Consider the following 16436-nt stretch of genomic DNA (forward strand, 5'->3'; position numbering starts at 1 on the left):
CTGTCAGCCGCCGGGATCGGCCGGCCAAAGCGCCCCTCAGCCGAGACGGTGTGGTGCAGACCGCCCTGGGGATCATGAGGGCGGAGGGGCTGGAGAAGGTGACGATGCGGCGGCTTGCGGCCGAGCTCGACACCGGGCCGGCCTCGCTGTACGTCTATGTGCGCAACACGGCGGAGCTGCACGGCGCCATGTTGGACGAGCTGGTGGCCGACCTCGAGCAGGGCGCTCCGGCGGGCAAGGGATGGCGGGAGCAGCTGATCGGCGAGCTGTGTGCCTTCACGGAGTTGCTGTTCGCCTGGCCGAGCCTGGCCCGCTCGGTCCTGGTGCTGCGCCCGTCGGGGCCGCACTACCTGGGCCTGATCGACCGGGTGCTGGGGCTGCTGCTGGCCGGCGGGGTGCAGGAGAGGCAGGCGGCCTGGGGCGCCGACATTCTGTTGCAGCTCGCGACGGCCACCGCAGCGGAGCAGGGTAGCCGGGACGAGTCCGTGGACGCCGCCGGCGAGGAGCAGGATCTTGCCCTCGCGGTGGCGGAGGCGGAGCAGCATTCGTACCCGAACGTCGTACGGGTCCGGGGGGAGCTTCTCTCCGGCAGCGGTGAGGAGCGCCTGCGGTGGGCGTTCGGCACGGTCATCGACGGGCTGCGGCAGGCGGGCTGAGCAGTTTCCCATGCCCGTTACGAACGTGTTCGTCACGAACGCGTACAAAGAAGGAGAAGCCATGAACGAGCCGACAGTGACAATCGTGGGGGCGGGACTGGGCGGGCTGACGCTGGCGCGCGTCCTGCAGGTCCACGGCATCGCGGCCACGATCTACGAACTGGACGCCTCGCCGGACGCCCGCACGCAGGGCGGAATGCTCGACATCCACGAGCACAACGGGCAGGTGGCCCTGCGCGACGCGGGGCTGATCGAGCAGTTCCGGGCGATCGTCCACGAGGGCGGCCAGGCGATGCGCATCCTCGATCGCGACAACACGGTGCTGCGCGAGGAGGCGGACGACGGCGCCGGCGAACGGCCCGAGGTGGACCGGCCGCGGCTGCGGCAGATGCTGCTCGACTCGCTGCCGGACGGCACGGTCAAGTGGGGCACGAAGGTCACCGGTGTGCGGTCGCTGGGCGACGGGCGGCACGAGCTGACCTTCGCCGGCGGCGGGACCGTCACGACCGACGTCCTGGTCGGCGCGGACGGCGCCTGGTCGCGGATCCGGCCGCTGGTGTCCGACGCGGTCCCCCGGTACACCGGGATGTCGTTCGTCGAGGTGGACCACCTCGCGGCGGACGAGCGCCACCCGGTGCCGGCCTCGGTGGTCGGCGGCGGCATGCTGTTCGCGCCGGCGCCGGGCAGGGGCTTCCTGGCCCACCGCGAACCCGACGGCAGCCTGCACGTCTACATCGCGCTGCGCGTGCCCGAGGACTGGATCGGCGGTGTCGACTGGGCCGATCGCGACAAGGGCAAGGCCGTGCTGCTGGAGCAGTTCGCGGACTGGGCGCCGCAGCTGCGGTCGCTGATCAGCGAGGCGGACGGGGCGCTGGTCCCCCGTACGATCAACGCGTTGCCGGTCGGGCACCGGTGGGAGCGCGTCCCGGGCGTGACGCTGCTGGGCGACGCCGCGCACCTGATGTCGCCGTTCGCCGGCGAGGGCGCGAACCTGGCGATGCTCGACGGCGCCGAGCTGGGCAAGGCGATCGCCGCGCACCGGGGCGACGTCGAGGCGGCCCTCACCGCGTACGAGAGGGAACTGTTCCCGCGCAGCGAGCAGATCGCGCGGGAATCGGCCGGCAATCTGGAGCTGCTCTTCGACGACGACGCGCCGCGGAGCCTGGTCGAGCTGTTCGCGTCGTTCGACGCCGCGGCCGGCTGAGCCGGGCAGCGGACCGGCCCGGCTCGCTGGGCGAGACCGGGCCGGCGCGAAGGGTGGGTCAGTTGCGGTGGAGCAGCTCGTGGGTCTGGCTGATCTTCGCCCAGGACTTCGGGGCGACGGGCGCCGTACGGGCCAGGGTCGTGGCGCCGGTGACGGCCGGCTTGGAAGGCGTGAACAGCCACGCCTGGAACAGCGCGTCGAGGTTCTCGCCGGAGATCTTCTCGGCCAGGTCGATGAACTGCTGGGTGGTGGCGTTGCCGTAGCGGTGCTGGGCGGTCCAGGTGCGCAGGATCTCGAAGAAGTCGTCGTCGCCGACGGCCAGGCGCAGCTGGTGCAGGGTCATCGCGCCCCGGTCGTAGACGGCGTCGCCGAACAGCTGGGCCACGCCGGGGTCGGCCGGCGCCGTGGTCCAGATCGGAGCGTCGGCGGGCGTGGTGGCGTACAGGTAATCGAAGATCTCCTGTGCGGTGCCCTCGCCGTTCTTCTCGCTCCACAGCCACTCGGCGTAGCTGGCGAAGCCCTCGTTGAGCCAGATGTGCTCCCAGCGCGCCACCGACACGGAGTCGCCGAACCACTGGTGGGCGTTCTCATGCACGATGACCGACGTGTTCGCGCCGCGGCGGAAGAAGGCCCACGAGTAGTTGGGCCGGGTCTGGTTCTCCAGCGCGAACCCGAGCGTCTCCGGCGGTCCGACGACGCCGCCCTCGGCCTCGAACGGGTAGGGCCCGAAGACCGTCTCCTCCCAGTTGACGATCTCGGCCGTACGCTCCACGCTGGCCTCGGCGGCGTCGCGGAAATCCTGGCTGAGCAGCTGCGAGTACGCGTTGTAGACGGGCCGGCCGACCGCGTCGGTGTCCTGGGTGACGTCGTACTGCCCGACGGTCATGAACGTCAGGTAGGTCGCCTGCGGCTTGAGCGAGCGCCAGCTCCACCGGGTGTAGTTCAGGGTCTCGCGTACGGGCGGCCGCGGCATCACGCCGTTGCTGATCGCCTCGACGCCGTCGGGCACGGAGATCGACACGTCGAACGTGGCCTTGTCCAGCGGGTGGTCGTTGCTGGGATACCACCACCAGGCGATCTCGGGCTCACCGACGGCCATCGCGCCGTCGGGCGTACGGATCCAGGCCGTGAAGCCCGCCGCGGTCTTGGTGGAGGGCACCCCGGAGTACTGCACCACGATCGTCATCCGGCCGTCGTCGGCGATCGGGCGCGCGGGCGTGACGACCAGCTCGTGGTCGCCCTGACGGGTGAAGGTGGCGGGCCGGTTGTTGACCAGCACCGAGGAGACGTCGAGCACGAAGTCGAGGTTGAACCGGCTCAGGTCCTGCGTGGCGGTCGCCAGGATCGTGGTGGTGCCGGTCAGCCGGTCGGTCGCGGGCGTGTAGCGCACGCGTATGTCGTAGTGGGAGACGTCGTAACCGCTGTTGCCGTAGTCCGGGTAGTAGCGGTCGCCGAGCCCGGGACCGCCGGGCGCCGGCGCGGCCTGCGCAGCGACGGCAGTGGCGGCCAGCGTCAACGCGGTGACGGCCACGGTCGTGAGCAGCTTTCGCACGGGGCACATCCTTCCGTCGGCGTGCAATCCCGTTGAAGCTATCGAAATTTGTCGATCATCGCAGTCCCGGGTCGGCTACCCGACGTCCGCTCACGCGGTCAGCTTGCCGCCCACGGTGGTGAACAGGTCGTTGATCTTGCTGCCGAAGAGGGCGGCGCCGGTGAGGAGACCTCCCCCGGCACAGTCGCGGAGCGCAACGGTTGCGGGCGGGTTGAGCGAGCCGGGGCGGTCCGCGTCGAGTGGATCGCCCGTACGGCGAACCCGGCCAGGGCGATGACCGCGGGCACCACGAGGTAGAGGCCGCTGAGCAGCAGGGTCAGCCCGGTGAGCGCGCAGCCGGCCACCGCGACCAGGCGCATCCGGCCGCCCGGCAGCAGACGCACCGCGGCCAGGGTGCCGACGAACATGACGGCGGCCAGGCACGCCGACGTCGCCCGCAGCAACGGGTCCAGGCCGACGGGACGCAGCAGCATGCCCACGCCGAGGATCCCGGTCGCGGCGCCCAGCACGACGAGGCTGCGCTGCGGCGACGAGACGCGGTGCGGCAGCAGCCGCTGTCCGGCGAGCGCCACCCCGAGCCGCGAAGCCCCGGCGACGTACGTGTTGATCGCTCCGAAGGTGAGCACCAGCGCGGCGATGCCGGTCACCGGCTCCGCGACGGCGCCCAGCCGCGTGGCCATCATGGCGGTCAGGGGCACGGGGGACGACGTCGCGCCCGAGCCCACGCCCGTCACCGCCACGCCGAGGTAGATCACCGTGACGGCCGCCAGCGTGAGCCCGGTCGCCGTGAGCAGCCGCCGCCCGGCGAACTCCGCCGACAGGTGACTGGCCGCCTCCCAGCCCACGAACGCGAACACCAGCACGCCGACCGCGCTGCCGACACCGCCGAGCCCGTACGGCAGGAAGGGCTCGAACCGATCGGCGCGCACCGCGGGCAGCGCCGCGACGATCGCCACGGTCAGCACCACGACCAGCAGGCCCACCATGGCCACCTGCATGCGCCCGCTGGTCCGCAGCCCCGCCGCGTTCGCCGCGAACGCCGCCACCAGCAGACCGAAGGCGATCAGCACGGCGGCCCGGCCGTCCCACCCGAACGCGTCCGCCGCATAAAGCCCACCCGCGAGCGCACCGGCGAGGGTGCCGATCGGCACCGCGGCGAAGAACCACCACCCCACCGCGGCGTACGCCCCCCGCCCGATCGCCATCCCGGCGAAGTGGGCCACCCCGCCGCCGCCCGGGTGACGCAGCCCGAGCAGCGCGAACGTGAACGCGATCGGCACGCTCACCACGATCAGGCCCGCCCACGCCAGCACCGACCCCGGCCCGGCCGCCTGCGCCGCCAGGTGCGGAAGCACCAGCATGCCCGGCCCCAGCACACCCCCGAGGACGGTCGCCGTCCCCTGCCACAGTCCCAACCGGTGCTCGCTCATGCGGCGACGGTAGGCAGTCGTTCGGATCTTGGGGCGTCCCGCCGAACGTTTGACCGGAACCAGGGGTCAGAATGGGGTCGTGGACGAACTCGACACGCGGATCGTGGCCCAGCTCCAGTCAGATGCCCGGTTGTCCAACCGTGAGCTGGCCCGGCAGCTCGGCGTCTCGCCGTCGACGTGCCTGGAACGGGTCCGCTCGCTGACCCGGCGCGGCGTGATCCGGGGCTATCACGCCGACATCGACCCCGCCGCGCTCAACCGCGGGGTGCAGGCGATGGTCTCCGTGCAGGTCCGCCCGCTGAACCGCGACGTCATCGACACGTTCAAGGCGCACGTGTCGCAGATGCCCGAGGTGCTCAGCGTCTTCGTGCTCTCCGGCGGCGACGACTTCCTGCTGCAGGTGGGCGTGCCCGACCTCGACGCGCTGCACGCCTTCCTGCTCGACCGGCTCACCAAGCGCCGCGAGGTGACCGGGTTCCGCACCTCAATGATCTTCCAGCAGGTACGGAACCCGACGCCCGGCCTGCTGCCCCGACCGGCCTGAGCGCTCAGGCAGCCGCGCCCACCACTTCCACGTCGCGGGTGGTCAACGGGCGGCCGCGCGCGATGACGACGACGTGATCCAGCCCGTACGCCCGGAACTGCTCGCATCTGTCCGCGAAGGCCCGCGGGGTCTCACCCTCGGCGAGCGCCGTGCTGACGGACTTGGTGATCGCGGCGTAGTCACGGCCGGCGACCTCGCAGTGGCGGCGCAGCACGTCGAGCTTGCGCCGGATCGTGGCGCCGCCGTCCGGGACGTCGAACAGGTTGCACGCGTCGGCGTGCTCGGCGACCAGGCGCAGCGTGTGCCGCTCCCCCATGCCGCCGATCAGGATCGGTGGCCGGCTCACCGGCAGCGGGTGGCCGAGCGGGCTGTCGCCGTCCCACATCCGGCCGGCGAGCCGCAGCGTCTGCTCCACCAGCCGGAACCGCTCGGCCACCGGGGGCAGCGGCAGACCCATTTCGGCGGCCTCGTCGCTCTGGTAGCCGGCGCCGATCCCGAGCCAGGCCCGGCCGCCGGAGAGCACGTCGAGCGTCGTGACGATCTTGACGAGCAGCGCCGGCTGCCGGAAGGTGACCGGGCTGACCATCGCGCCGAGCCGGACGCGGCGGGTCACCGCGGCCAGGAAGCTGAGCACGGCGTACGCCTCCAGCATCGGATCGGTGGGCTTCGCGGCAGGATCGGCCTGCATCAGGTGGTCGGCGGCCCACACCGTGTGCAGCCCGCAGTCGTCGGCGGCGCGGCCCAGGTCGGCCGCCTCGATCGGATAGTTGGTGACGCTGACGCTGACGTCCATGGCCCGTCGCCTCCGAAAATTTGGAGTCACTCTAAGATTCGAGTATGGGCCTGCGGGAGGACAAGAAGAAACGCACGCGCGATCGCATTGCCGACACCGCGTGGACGCTGTTCGCCGACCGGGGCTTCGACCAGGTCACCGTGGCGCAGGTCGCCGCGGCGGCCGGCGTCGCGGAGGCGACGGTCTTCAACTACTTCGACACCAAGGAGGACCTGTTCTTCGAGCGGCTCGACCGGTACGGGCACGAGCTCGTCGAGGCGGTCGCCGGGCGCCCGGCGGGCGAGAGCGCGCTGGCGGCGTTCCGGCGGGAGCTGTTCGCCTCGCAGGGCCTGCTGCGGCAGCTCGACGGCGACGACCCGCAGCCGCTCGACCGGCTGCGGACGGTGAACCGGGTCATCGCCGGCAGCCCCGCCCTGCAGGCCCGGGAGCTGATGTCGCTGACCCGCATCGGCGACGCCCTGGCCGCCCGGCTCGGAGGCGACCCGCTGACCGCCCGGGTGGTCGCGCACTCGCTGATCGCGGTGCAGCGCTCGCTCGTGCTGCTCGTGCGCGAGGCCGTGCTGGCCGGCGACGTGCCGCCCGGCCTCGCCGACCGGGTGGCCGCGGCCGGCGCGCGGGCCTTCGCCGTGCTCGAGGACGGCCTGGGCGGCGTCGGCGCGCGGGGCTTCGCCGCGCTCGAGGACGGCCTGGGCGGCGTCGGCGCGCGCTGAAAAAGTGTCGTACCCCCGGTGTTGCATGGTGGCCATGACGATTGCCGTGACCACACCCACCGGAAATGTCGGCTCCCGCGTCGTCCGCCTGCTCGTCCAGGCCGGCGAGCGGCCGCGCGTGCTCGTGCGCGACCGCGCGAGGCTGCCCGGCGACCTGCTGCCGCACGTCGAGGTGGCCGAGGGCGACCTGCTCGACCAGGCGTTCGTAGCCGACGCCGTCAAGGGCGCCGACGCGCTGTTCTGGGCCACACCCGAGTCGTTCACCGCCGCCGACCCGCTCGCCGACATGGTGACGATGGGCGCCGGCGCCGCGGCCGCCGTGCGCGCCGGCGGCGTGGCCCGCGTGGTGCAGATCAGCAGCGTCGGCGCCGAACGCCGGCACGGCGCCGGGCTGATCGACGGGCTGGCCCGCAACGAGGAACAGCTCGCCGCGAGCGGCGCCGACGTGCTGACGCTGCGGTGCGGCTACTACTTCACCAACCTGCTCGGCCAGCTCGACGAGATGCGCGCGGGCTCGCTGACCACCACGATGCCGCTCGACCGCCGCCTGGCCTGGGTCGACCCGCGCGACGTCGGCGAGGTGGCCGCGGTGCGCCTGCTGGCCGGCTGGTCGGGCACCGCGGTCGCCGCCGTGCACGGCCCCGCCGACCTGAGCTGGGGCGAGGCGGCCGCGATCGTGTCCGCCGCGACCGGGCGCCGGATCGAGGCCCAGCAGGCCACCGACGACCAGCTGCGCGCGGCCCTGCTCGCCGCGGGCCTCACCGAGCCGGCGGCGGCCGGCGTCGTCGGCATGGCCGCCGGCACCCGCGACGGTTTCGAGCCCGAGCAGGGGCGCGACGCCACCACGACGACTCCCACCACTCTGGAGGCTTGGGCCTATGCGACATTGCGCCCGCTGCTGACCTGACAGCCCACCGACGCGCAGCCGCCGGAGTCACCGTGCCGGAGAGTCATCGACGCCCGGTGCTCCCCTCCGGCGGCGGCGCGGTCGCGCCCGGCGGCGTCACGCTGCCCCGCGGTCGCGCCCGGCCGGGGTCTCGCTGACCCCCGGGTGACGCTCGGCGGCGTCATGCTGATCCGCGGTCGCGCCGGTGGCGTCACGCTGACCCGCGGTCGCGCCGGTGGCGTCACGCTGACCCGCGGTCGCGCTCAGCGGGCGTCTCAATGACTTGCGGTCACGCCCGGCCAGCGTTTCGCTGACTTGCGGTCGCGCCCGGCGGCACCTCACTGACCGCGGTCGCGCCCGGCGGGGTTCTCGCTGGCCATCGGCGGGCCCGCCGCCGTCGGCGGCGCGTCTGGCTCCGGCGAGTGCACGCCGCTCAGCATCATGGGGACGCGCGACAGCCCGATGTCCGACACGACACGGTCCACGTGCGCGTGTCCTGGCTCAGCGCCGCGGCTACCCGCGCTGCGCGGCCTTGAGTTCGGCTCGGCCTGTCAGCGGTGCGGCCCGATCGAGGCGCTGACCGCCGGCACCTGCCTGCGCTACGCGGCCGGGCACCGGCGCCGCCGGCGCGCGCCCCGTCCGACCTGGGTGGGCGGGACGCACCGCACCGGCTACCCCCTCCGCCCGGGCACGGCGGAGACCCACCCGCCGCAGGGCTGAGGTTTTCTCGAGAGCGCTTCAGCTGACCCCGTCGGCGGTCGCTGACCGGCGAGCAGCTGACCCGTCCGCGCCCGGCGGTCGGCTGACAGGCGAGCAGCCGACCAGCCGGCGCCCTGCGGTCGGCTGACCGGCGAGCCGCCCTTGAGCGCCGCCACGCGGTCCAGGCCTTGCTGAATGCCGAGGACCGAGACTCCGCGTGATGCCTCGACCCACCCCGGAACCGCACGGATTGGACCCGCACGCAGGGGCGGCGCGGGGAAGGAGCGGCGGAGCGAAGCGCGGCCGGGTGACCCGAGCAGCGATGCGGAACGACCGAAACGGTCCGGGCGAGGCGTCAGGGTCGGCGGAACGAGGGGCAGCGCAAGGAGACCGGAGCGGCGGGCGGGAGCGGGGCGGTGGGGCACTGGCGACAGTGGAGGGTGGGTGAACGTGCACGGGGAAGGGGTGTTCGGCCATGGGGGCGGCGATTGGTTGACTTTGTTACATGTCGATGACAACGTTGTAATTGATCTTTGTCAACGGGTGTCGGCTCGAGGAGTGGGCGTGCTCAAACAGGCAATGGCGGCGGTCGTGGTTGCGGGGGTTGCCCTGGCGCCGGCGGGGGTGGCGCAGGCGCAGCAGAGAAGTGACCGGACGGTGGTGTCGGGCAAGGCCCGCTTTCAGGTGCTCTCGCCGACGCTGGTCCGCACGGAGTACGGCAGCTTCACCGACGCGGCCACGTTCAACGTGGTGGGGCGGGACGACTTCAAGCCGGTGAGGTTCAGCAAGCGTACGGAGAAGGGCTGGCTGACCATCGACACGGGCGCGCTCACGGTGCGCTACAAGGTGGGGTCGGGGGCGTTCACGGACGACAACCTCGAGATCCGGCTGCGTAACGGCAGGCAGACGGTGCAGGCAGCGCCGTGGGCGGGCAAGACTCCGCCGGACTGTGCGGTCGGCGTGCTGTGTGAGGCGGAGGCCCTGGACCTGCGCGGGCCGGGAGTGGCGACGAACCACGCCGGGTTCACGGGCAAGGGGTTCGCGGCCGGCTTCGAGAACACGGGTGACGCGCTGGTCTTCACCGGCTCGACCGCGGGAACGTACGACCTGGTCGTCCGCTACGCCAACAGCACGGGCGGCGACGGGCAGAACGTCACGCGCACGCTGACGGTGGCGGTCGACGGGCAGAACCGCACGCTGTCGCTGCCGCCGACGGCGAACTGGGACACCTGGGCGGTCGCGACCGTGCCGGTCGAACTCGCGGCGGGCCGCCACGAGATCAGCCTCGTCCGGACGGCGGCCGACTCGGGCAACGTCAACATCGACAGCCTGGCGCTCGTGCAGCCGGGCGCGGCACTCCCCGCGCCCACGCCGCCCGCGCCGCAGCCGTGCGCGTACGGGGCCGTCTGCGAGGCGGACGAGGGTGCCCTCGCGGGTGGCGCCCGAAGCGCGGCCGACCACAACGGATACTCGGGCGAGGGCTTCGTGGCGGGCCTGGAGCGCGCCGGCGCCTCGGCCGCGGTCACGGTGACGGGCGTGCCCAGGAGCGGCACCTACAAGCTGCAACTGCGCTACGCCAACGGCAAGGCGGGCGCGCAGCCGATCCGGTCGCGCACCATGACGGTGGACGGCTCGACGGTGACGCTGCCGCCCACGAGTGGATGGGACTACTGGCGTACGGTCGAAACGCCGGTCACGCTCGAAGCCGGCACCGACACGGTGGTTCTCGGCTGCCCGACCGACGAGAGCTGCAACGTCAACGTGGACACGGTCGCGGTCGTCGCCGCGGGCAGCCCGCTGCTGGCCCCGCACGCGCCGCTGGGCGGCTACCGGCGCGGGCTCGACGGCGTGAACGGCGCGGCGCTCACCGAGCCGGGCCTGCTCTACCAGGACGGCTGGTCGCTGCTCGACGACTCCGCGTCCGCGCTCTACGCGAAGGGCAAGGTCACCCCGCGTCCGGGGACGGCCCAGGACGGGTACGTGTTCGCCTACGGCCAGGACTACCGCCGCGGCCTCGCGGAGCTGTCCACGCTGACCGGCCCCGCGAAGCTGCTGCCCCAGTGGGCGTACGGCGTCTGGTACTCCGAGTACTACGACCGCACCGCCGCCGAGTTCCAGCAGATCGCGGCCCGCTTCCGCAGCGAGGGCGTGCCGCTGGACGTGCTGGTCGTCGACACCGACTTCAAGGCGCCGGACAAGTGGAACGGCTGGAGCGCCGACCCGGCACGCTTCCCGGACATGCCGGCCTTCCTCGCGTGGGCGAAGAAGCGGGGGCTGCGCACCAGCCTCAACATCCACCCGAGCATCCTGGGCTCGGATCCGAAGTTCGCGCAGGCGCAGGCCACCGCGAAGGGCAAGCTGCAGCGCACCGGCTGCAACGGCGGCGCCGACTGCTACACGTTCGACTTCGGCGACCCGGACCAGCTCGCCGCGTACTTCCAGCTGCACAGCTCGCTGGCGAAGCCGGACTTCTGGTGGCTGGACTGGTGCTGCGACGCCTCGCGCTCGACGCTGGCGGGCGTGACCCCGGACGCGTGGATCAACCAGCAGTACGCCCGGCGTGACGGGTTCGCGTTCTCCCGGGCGTACGGGTCGCTGCAGGCCGGCGGCTACGGCAGCCCGACCGCCGTGCCCACCGGGCCGTGGGCCGACAAGCGCACCACGCTGCACTTCACCGGCGACACCGCCTCGACGTGGGAGTCGCTGCAGTTCCAGGTCGGCTACACCCCGGGCGAGTCCGCGGCGACCGGTCTGCCGAACATCAGCCACGACATCGGCGGGCACACCGGCGGCCTGTCCACCGAGCCGGGCGCCGAGCCGGGCAGCACCAAGCTGCCCGACGACCTGTACGCCCGCTGGGTGCAGCTCGGCACGTTCCAGCCGATCGACCGGCTGCACTCCAACCACAGCGACCGCCTGCCCTGGCAGTACGGCGCGGCCGCCGGCGCCTCGGCGAAGAAGTTCCTCAACCTGCGCAAGAAGCTGCAGCCGTACACGTACAGCGCCGCCGTGCAGGCCAGCCGGACCGGCACGCCGATCGTGCGGCCCATGTATCTCGCCTACCCGGGCGAGCAGGAGGCGTACGCCACCTCGGGCTCGCAGTACCTGTACGGCCCGGACCTGCTCGTCGCCCCGGTGACCACGCCGGGCGCCACCGCGACGACGACGGTCTGGTTCCCGCCCGGCAGCTCGTGGAAGGACTACTTCACCGGCCGCGTGTACCGGGGCGGCACCACCCAGGAGATTACCAGCACGCTCGACACGATGCCGGTGTTCGTGCGGAAGTGACGATCGCCGCAAGCGGCCCTACTCTCCCCTTACGGGAGGGTAGGGTCGCGCGGTGACTACGCTGCTGTCGCCCCGCGTCCTGCGCACCGAGGTCCTCGCCGGGCTGGTCGTGGCCCTCGCGCTGATCCCCGAGGCGATCTCGTTCTCGATCCTCGCGGGCGTCGACCCCCAGGTCGGCCTGTTCGCCTCGTTCACGATGGCCGTGACGATCGCCTTCACCGGCGGCCGTCCCGCCATGATCTCCGCGGCCACCGGCGCCGTCGCGCTCGTCGTCGCGCCGCTGGTGCGCGAGCACGGCCTCGGCCACCTGGTGGCGGCCGTCGTGCTCGGCGGCGTCATCCAGATCGCGCTGGCCGTGGCGGGCGTCGCGAGGCTGATGCGCTTCATCCCGCGCAGCGTCATGGTCGGCTTCGTCAACGCGCTCGCCATCCTGATCTTCACCGCGCAGCTGCCGCACCTCATCGGCGTACCGTGGCTCGTTTATCCCCTCGTGGCAGCCGCGCTGGCCGTCATCTGGCTGCTGCCGCGGTTCACGACCGTCGTGCCCGCTCCCCTGGTCGCCATCGTGCTGCTGACCGTCTTCACGACGGTTGCGCACGTCACCGTCCCCGACGTCGGCGACGAGGGCACGCTGCCCGACAGCCTGCCGGTGCCCGGGCTGCCGGACGTGCCGTTCACGCTCGGCACGCTGACGACCATCGCCCCGTACGCCCTGGGGATCGCCCTCGTCGGCCTGATGGAGTCGCTCATGACCGCCAAGCTGGTCGACGAGATCACCGACACCCGCTCGGACAAGACGCGCGAGGCGTGGGGTCAGGGCGTCGCGAACATCGTCACCGGCTTCTTCGGCGGCATGGGCGGCTGCGCCATGATCGGCCAGACGATGATCAACGTGAAGACGTCGGGGGCGCGCACCCGGCTGTCCACCTTCCTGGCCGGCGTCTTCCTGCTGATCCTGGTCGTGGCGCTGGGCGACGTCGTCGCGACGATCCCGATGGCCGCCCTGGTGGCCGTGATGATCGTCGTCTCGGTCGGCACCTTCGACTGGCACAGCATCGCGCCCGCCACCCTCCGGCGGATGCCCGCCGGCGAGATCACCGTCATGGTCGTCACCGTCGCGGCCACGCTCGCCACCCACAACCTGGCGGTCGGCGTCGTGCTCGGCGTGCTCACCGCGATGGTCGTCTTCGCCCGCCGTGTGGCCCACTTCGCCGAGGTCACCAGCGTCCTCGTGCCCGACGGCGGAACCCGCGTCTACCGGGTGCACGGCGAGCTGTTCTTCGCCTCCAGCAACGACCTGGTCCATCAGTTCGACTACGCCGGCGACCCCGCCCACGTGGTGGTCGACCTGAGCGCCGCGCACATCTGGGACGCCTCCTCGGTCGCCGCGCTCGACGCCGTCACCACCAAGTACGAGGCCCGCGGCAAGCACGTCGAGATCACCGGCCTGAACGACGCCAGCGCGCGCCTGCACGGCACCCTGGCGGGCAGGCTGGGCGCCGCGCACTGATGCGGCACACTGATCCCATGATCACAGGGCGCATGCAGATCGGCGAGGCGGCCGAGCGCGTCGGACTCAGCATCCGCACGATCCGCCACTACGAGGAGGCCGGGCTCGTGGCCCCGTCCGCGCGCAGCGAGGGCGGGTTCCGGCTCTACACCGAGCCCGACCTCGACCGCCTGCGGGTGATCAAGCGGATGAAGCCGCTGGGCTTCACCCTCGAGGAGATGGGCGACCTGCTGGACATCCTCGACGCGCTCGCCACCGCCGAGGGCCCGCGCCGCGCCGAGCTGCGGGACCGGCTGGCGATGTTCCACACCGCCGCGCAGAACCGGGTGCGCGCCCTGCGCGAGCAACTCGAGACCGCCGAGGGGTTCGCGCGCCAGATCGAGGACCACATCGTCCGCAGCGGGAAGCAGGTGCCGCCCACGCAGGCCGCGGCGCCACGGCGACCTGCGTGAGCGGTGACTCCCTGCGCCGCGGCAGCCGTCAGGCCGCGTCGGCGCGCACGAGTGTGGACGGCGCGTCGGGCAGGGCCGGCCCGCGGGCCGGGATGGTGTCGGCCCGGGCCGGGTCGGCGCGCCACAGGGAGCCGTCGGCGGCGGCCTGCGCGGTCGTCACCATCGAGACGTACGCCGTACGGATCTGGAAGCCGACCTGCTCGGCGGGCAGGTCGGAGAGCTCGACCAGCAGCGAGGCGCTGCCCAGGATGCCGTACGCGTTGCGGGCGATGCCCTCGTAGTCGCCGCCGGGATAGCGGGTGACGTTGGCGCCGGCCAGCCTGGTCATGGCGTCGTAGTTGTGCACGGCCAGGCGGCGCGAGGCGGTGACCGCCGCGGCCGGGGCGAGCGTGGTGGTGGGCCACAGGATCGACGCGGTCGTCTCGCGGCCGTCGGGCTGCAGGTAGCGGCCCTGCATGTGGTAGTCGACGACCACGCGCGGGTGGGTGGCGTGCCAGTGCCGCAGCACCGCGCGCGACTCCGGCACGGGGTTGTCCTCGATCGGCGTGAGCGGGTTGTGGAAGCGGTTGATGTCGTAGCCGACGCCCGGCTCGGAGTAGTCACCCGAGGCGCTCGGGTCGTGGTTGTAGCGCTGGTTGCGGACCGCGCCGTCCGGGTTGGCCTGCACCACCACGTCGATCGTCACGCGGCTGCGCAGCCAGCGGTGCCAGGCCGTGTCCGGCACGCCGAGCGTCCACAGTGCCTGGATCGCGGCCGGGGTGCCGAGCGGCTCGTCGCCGTGCTGCTGGGTCACGTAGAGCAGCCGGGTCCGGCCGTGCCCGAGCGTCGCGAGCCGCAGCGGGCGGCCCTCGTTGCTGCGGCCGATGACACCCAGCCGCACCCGGCCGTCGCTGGCCCTGGCGATGCGGGTCAGGGCGCGGCGCACCTCGTCGGGGCTCGGCCGGGCGGGGATCAGTCCCTTGGGCGGTACGGGTTGAGCGGCGGGGGCGGTCGGGGTGGCGGGCGCGGCTGCCGCGGCGCCGGTGGCGGTGGGGGTGGTCGCGTCTGCTTGGGCGGGGCTCGGCACGGCGAGGAGGCCGGCGGCGAGCAGGGCGGCGGCGGCTGTGCCGAGCCGCCGGGAGGCACCGGTCTGGGACGAACCGATCAACGGACTTCCTCCGATCGAGTGACGTCGATGTCACGGCCCACTCTAGGAGCGTGCGGGGGCGGGCGCAGCGCGGTTGTTACCGACCGTCAAACGTCCGGTGACTTGGTGCGGCTTTGCGGCGGAATGCACGTTAACCTCGCGCCATGAGCGGCCCGGACCGCGCGCGCCGCACGACCCGGCGCCACGACCTGCCGCCGCCGGCGGCGCGCAAGCCCGGCGACTCCACGGCCACCGTGCTGCGCGCCATCCTCGACCACGGCCCGATCGCCCGCAGCTCGATCGCGCGCGTCACCCGCCTGTCCGCCGCGTCGGTCACCGGCTTCGTCGCGTCGCTCACCGAACACGGGCTCGTCCGCGAGGCCCCCGAGGCGGCGGGCCCGCCGGGCATCGGCCGGCCGCACGTGCCGCTCGACATCGCCGCCGACCGGGTCGCCGTCATCGGCGTGCACATCGCCGTCGAGCACACGACCGTCGCCCTGCTCGACCTGCGCGGCCGGGTGATCGTGCAGCGCCGGGATCCGCACGGCCGCCGCCACCCGGCGGACGTGATCGCCGCCGTCGCCGATCGGATCGTCGCCCTGCGGCGCCGGTACGGGCAGGGCGGGGGGCGGCCCAAGGGCGGGCGGCGACGGATCCTGGGGATCGGGGTTGCCACCGGGGGCTGGGTGGACACCGGGAACGGCACGGTGGTGGAGCATCCGATGCTGGGGTGGAGCGACGTCCGGCTCGGGGCCGAGCTGGCGGACCTGACCGGGCTGCCGGTCGAGGTGGACAGCAACTCGCGGGGTCTGCTGCGGGCCGAGCAGCTGGTCGGGGAGGTGGCGGCGAGGGCCCGGGAAAGCGCGGTCCATCTGTTCGTGGGCAACGTGGTCGAGGTGGCGTTCGCGGTGGGCGGCAAGGTTCATCGGGGGCCGCGGTCGGCGGCGGGGGTGGTGGCGCATCTGCCGGTGGGCGGGGTCGCCGGGGGCTGCCCCTGTGGACGGACGGGGTGCCTGCAGGCCGCCGTGTCGGAACGGGCGCTGCTGCGGCGGGCGGTCGCCGCGGGGGTGATCGACCGGCCCGAGCTGTCCATGGTGCTGGACGCGGCGCTCGGAGGGCGGGAAGAGGCGGTCGCGCTGTTCCAGGAGCGGGCGAGGTTGATCGGGCGGGCGGTGGCGGCGCTGCTCGACCTGTTCGACCCGGAGGTGCTGGTGGTGTGCGAGCCGGGGGTCAACCGGCTGCCGGGGTGCCTGGCGGCCGTACGCGCGGAGGCGGCCGGCTGGAGCACCGGCGGCGCGAGCCCGGACAGCGGCGGGACAGCAGGCGCGGCGGAGAGCGTGGCACGGGTCGTGCGGGGCTCGAGTTTTGCGGGGGACGTGCTGGCGGTGGCGGGCGGCGCCGTGGCGCTCGATGCGGTGTATGCGGGGCCGCTGAGCAGGGCGGACTTATTTCAGACCGGCGCATAGTTGCCTTCTAATCCTAGCTGCATAGTATGAATTAACGCCGCTGGCGAAGACGCCGGAGGCGGCCCCTACAGCGCGGAAGCCCGCATCGCGGCGGGTCGATGCGTCCTGCCCTCGATACGG

The 16436-nt window shown here is 73.1% G+C and carries 14 protein-coding genes; 9 read left to right on the forward strand and 5 right to left on the reverse strand.

Going from position 1 to position 16436, the window contains the following annotated elements; translation table 11 throughout:
• Positions 1 to 74 precede the first annotated feature (74 nt).
• Complete coding sequence (locus ACSNN8_RS29930) at positions 75 to 656, forward strand: TetR/AcrR family transcriptional regulator C-terminal domain-containing protein (protein ID WP_436653253.1); 582 nt, start codon at positions 75 to 77, stop codon at positions 654 to 656.
• A 61-nt stretch (positions 657 to 717) separates the two neighbouring features.
• Complete coding sequence (locus ACSNN8_RS29935; RefSeq protein WP_436653254.1) at positions 718 to 1860, forward strand: FAD-dependent oxidoreductase; 1143 nt, start codon at positions 718 to 720, stop codon at positions 1858 to 1860.
• A gap of 58 nt (positions 1861 to 1918) precedes the next feature.
• Here ACSNN8_RS29935 and ACSNN8_RS29940 read toward each other — a convergent pair whose 3' ends face one another.
• Together ACSNN8_RS29940 and ACSNN8_RS29945 are read right to left on the reverse strand one after the other, a co-directional pair.
• On the reverse strand, positions 1919 to 3412 hold the full coding sequence (locus ACSNN8_RS29940) for a M1 family metallopeptidase (RefSeq protein WP_436653256.1): 1494 nt from the start codon (positions 3410 to 3412) through the stop codon (positions 1919 to 1921).
• 98 nt (positions 3413 to 3510) lie between these two features.
• Positions 3511 to 4842 (reverse strand): APC family permease, encoded by a 1332-nt coding sequence (locus tag ACSNN8_RS29945; RefSeq protein ID WP_436653257.1) that lies wholly within the window; start codon positions 4840 to 4842, stop codon positions 3511 to 3513.
• 79 nt (positions 4843 to 4921) lie between these two features.
• On the opposite strand from ACSNN8_RS29945, the gene ACSNN8_RS29950 reads away from it, so the two are divergent.
• Positions 4922 to 5386, forward strand: coding sequence for an Lrp/AsnC family transcriptional regulator (locus ACSNN8_RS29950; RefSeq protein ID WP_436653259.1), 465 nt, complete (start codon positions 4922 to 4924; stop codon positions 5384 to 5386).
• Between the two features lie 4 nt (positions 5387 to 5390).
• Here the strand turns inward: ACSNN8_RS29950 and ACSNN8_RS29955 are convergent, their stop codons facing one another.
• Positions 5391 to 6179, reverse strand: a complete 789-nt coding sequence (locus ACSNN8_RS29955; protein ID WP_436653260.1) for an LLM class flavin-dependent oxidoreductase — start codon at positions 6177 to 6179, stop codon at positions 5391 to 5393.
• Between the two features lie 44 nt (positions 6180 to 6223).
• Here ACSNN8_RS29955 and ACSNN8_RS29960 point away from each other — a divergent pair, with 44 nt between their 5' ends.
• Positions 6224 to 6889: a TetR/AcrR family transcriptional regulator gene (locus ACSNN8_RS29960; RefSeq protein ID WP_436653262.1), complete on the forward strand. Its 666-nt coding sequence runs from the start codon at positions 6224 to 6226 to the stop codon at positions 6887 to 6889.
• Between the two features lie 34 nt (positions 6890 to 6923).
• Complete coding sequence (locus tag ACSNN8_RS29965) at positions 6924 to 7796, forward strand: NmrA family NAD(P)-binding protein (RefSeq protein WP_436653264.1); 873 nt, start codon at positions 6924 to 6926, stop codon at positions 7794 to 7796.
• A 317-nt stretch (positions 7797 to 8113) separates the two neighbouring features.
• Here ACSNN8_RS29965 and ACSNN8_RS29970 read toward each other — a convergent pair whose 3' ends face one another.
• Positions 8114 to 8260 (reverse strand): hypothetical protein, encoded by a 147-nt coding sequence (locus ACSNN8_RS29970; protein ID WP_436653266.1) that lies wholly within the window; start codon positions 8258 to 8260, stop codon positions 8114 to 8116.
• 778 nt (positions 8261 to 9038) lie between these two features.
• Between ACSNN8_RS29970 and ACSNN8_RS29975 the strand changes: the two genes are divergently transcribed.
• Genes ACSNN8_RS29975 through ACSNN8_RS29985 form a run of 3 tightly spaced genes read left to right on the forward strand, consistent with a single transcriptional unit; the run spans position 9039 to position 13724 of the window.
• Complete coding sequence (locus ACSNN8_RS29975; protein ID WP_436653268.1) at positions 9039 to 11762, forward strand: TIM-barrel domain-containing protein; 2724 nt, start codon at positions 9039 to 9041, stop codon at positions 11760 to 11762.
• 52 nt (positions 11763 to 11814) lie between these two features.
• Positions 11815 to 13272 carry a SulP family inorganic anion transporter gene (locus tag ACSNN8_RS29980; RefSeq protein WP_436653270.1) on the forward strand — a complete coding sequence of 486 codons (1458 nt, stop codon included), beginning with the start codon at positions 11815 to 11817 and terminating at the stop codon, positions 13270 to 13272.
• 17 nt (positions 13273 to 13289) lie between these two features.
• The gene (locus ACSNN8_RS29985) at positions 13290 to 13724 is read left to right on the forward strand and encodes a MerR family transcriptional regulator (RefSeq protein ID WP_436653271.1); all 435 of its coding nucleotides are present in this window, start codon (positions 13290 to 13292) and stop codon (positions 13722 to 13724) included.
• 28 nt (positions 13725 to 13752) lie between these two features.
• Here ACSNN8_RS29985 and ACSNN8_RS29990 read toward each other — a convergent pair whose 3' ends face one another.
• Positions 13753 to 14871 carry a M14 family zinc carboxypeptidase gene (locus ACSNN8_RS29990; RefSeq protein ID WP_436653273.1) on the reverse strand — a complete coding sequence of 373 codons (1119 nt, stop codon included), beginning with the start codon at positions 14869 to 14871 and terminating at the stop codon, positions 13753 to 13755.
• 143 nt (positions 14872 to 15014) lie between these two features.
• Between ACSNN8_RS29990 and ACSNN8_RS29995 the strand changes: the two genes are divergently transcribed.
• Entirely contained in the window at positions 15015 to 16316 is a 1302-nt protein-coding gene (locus tag ACSNN8_RS29995) for an ROK family protein (RefSeq protein WP_436653275.1), read from the forward strand.
• Positions 16317 to 16436 lie beyond the last annotated feature (120 nt).

The organism is Actinoplanes sp. URMC 104, from assembly GCF_051386375.1.
Classification (GTDB): Bacteria; Actinomycetota; Actinomycetes; order Mycobacteriales; family Micromonosporaceae; genus Actinoplanes.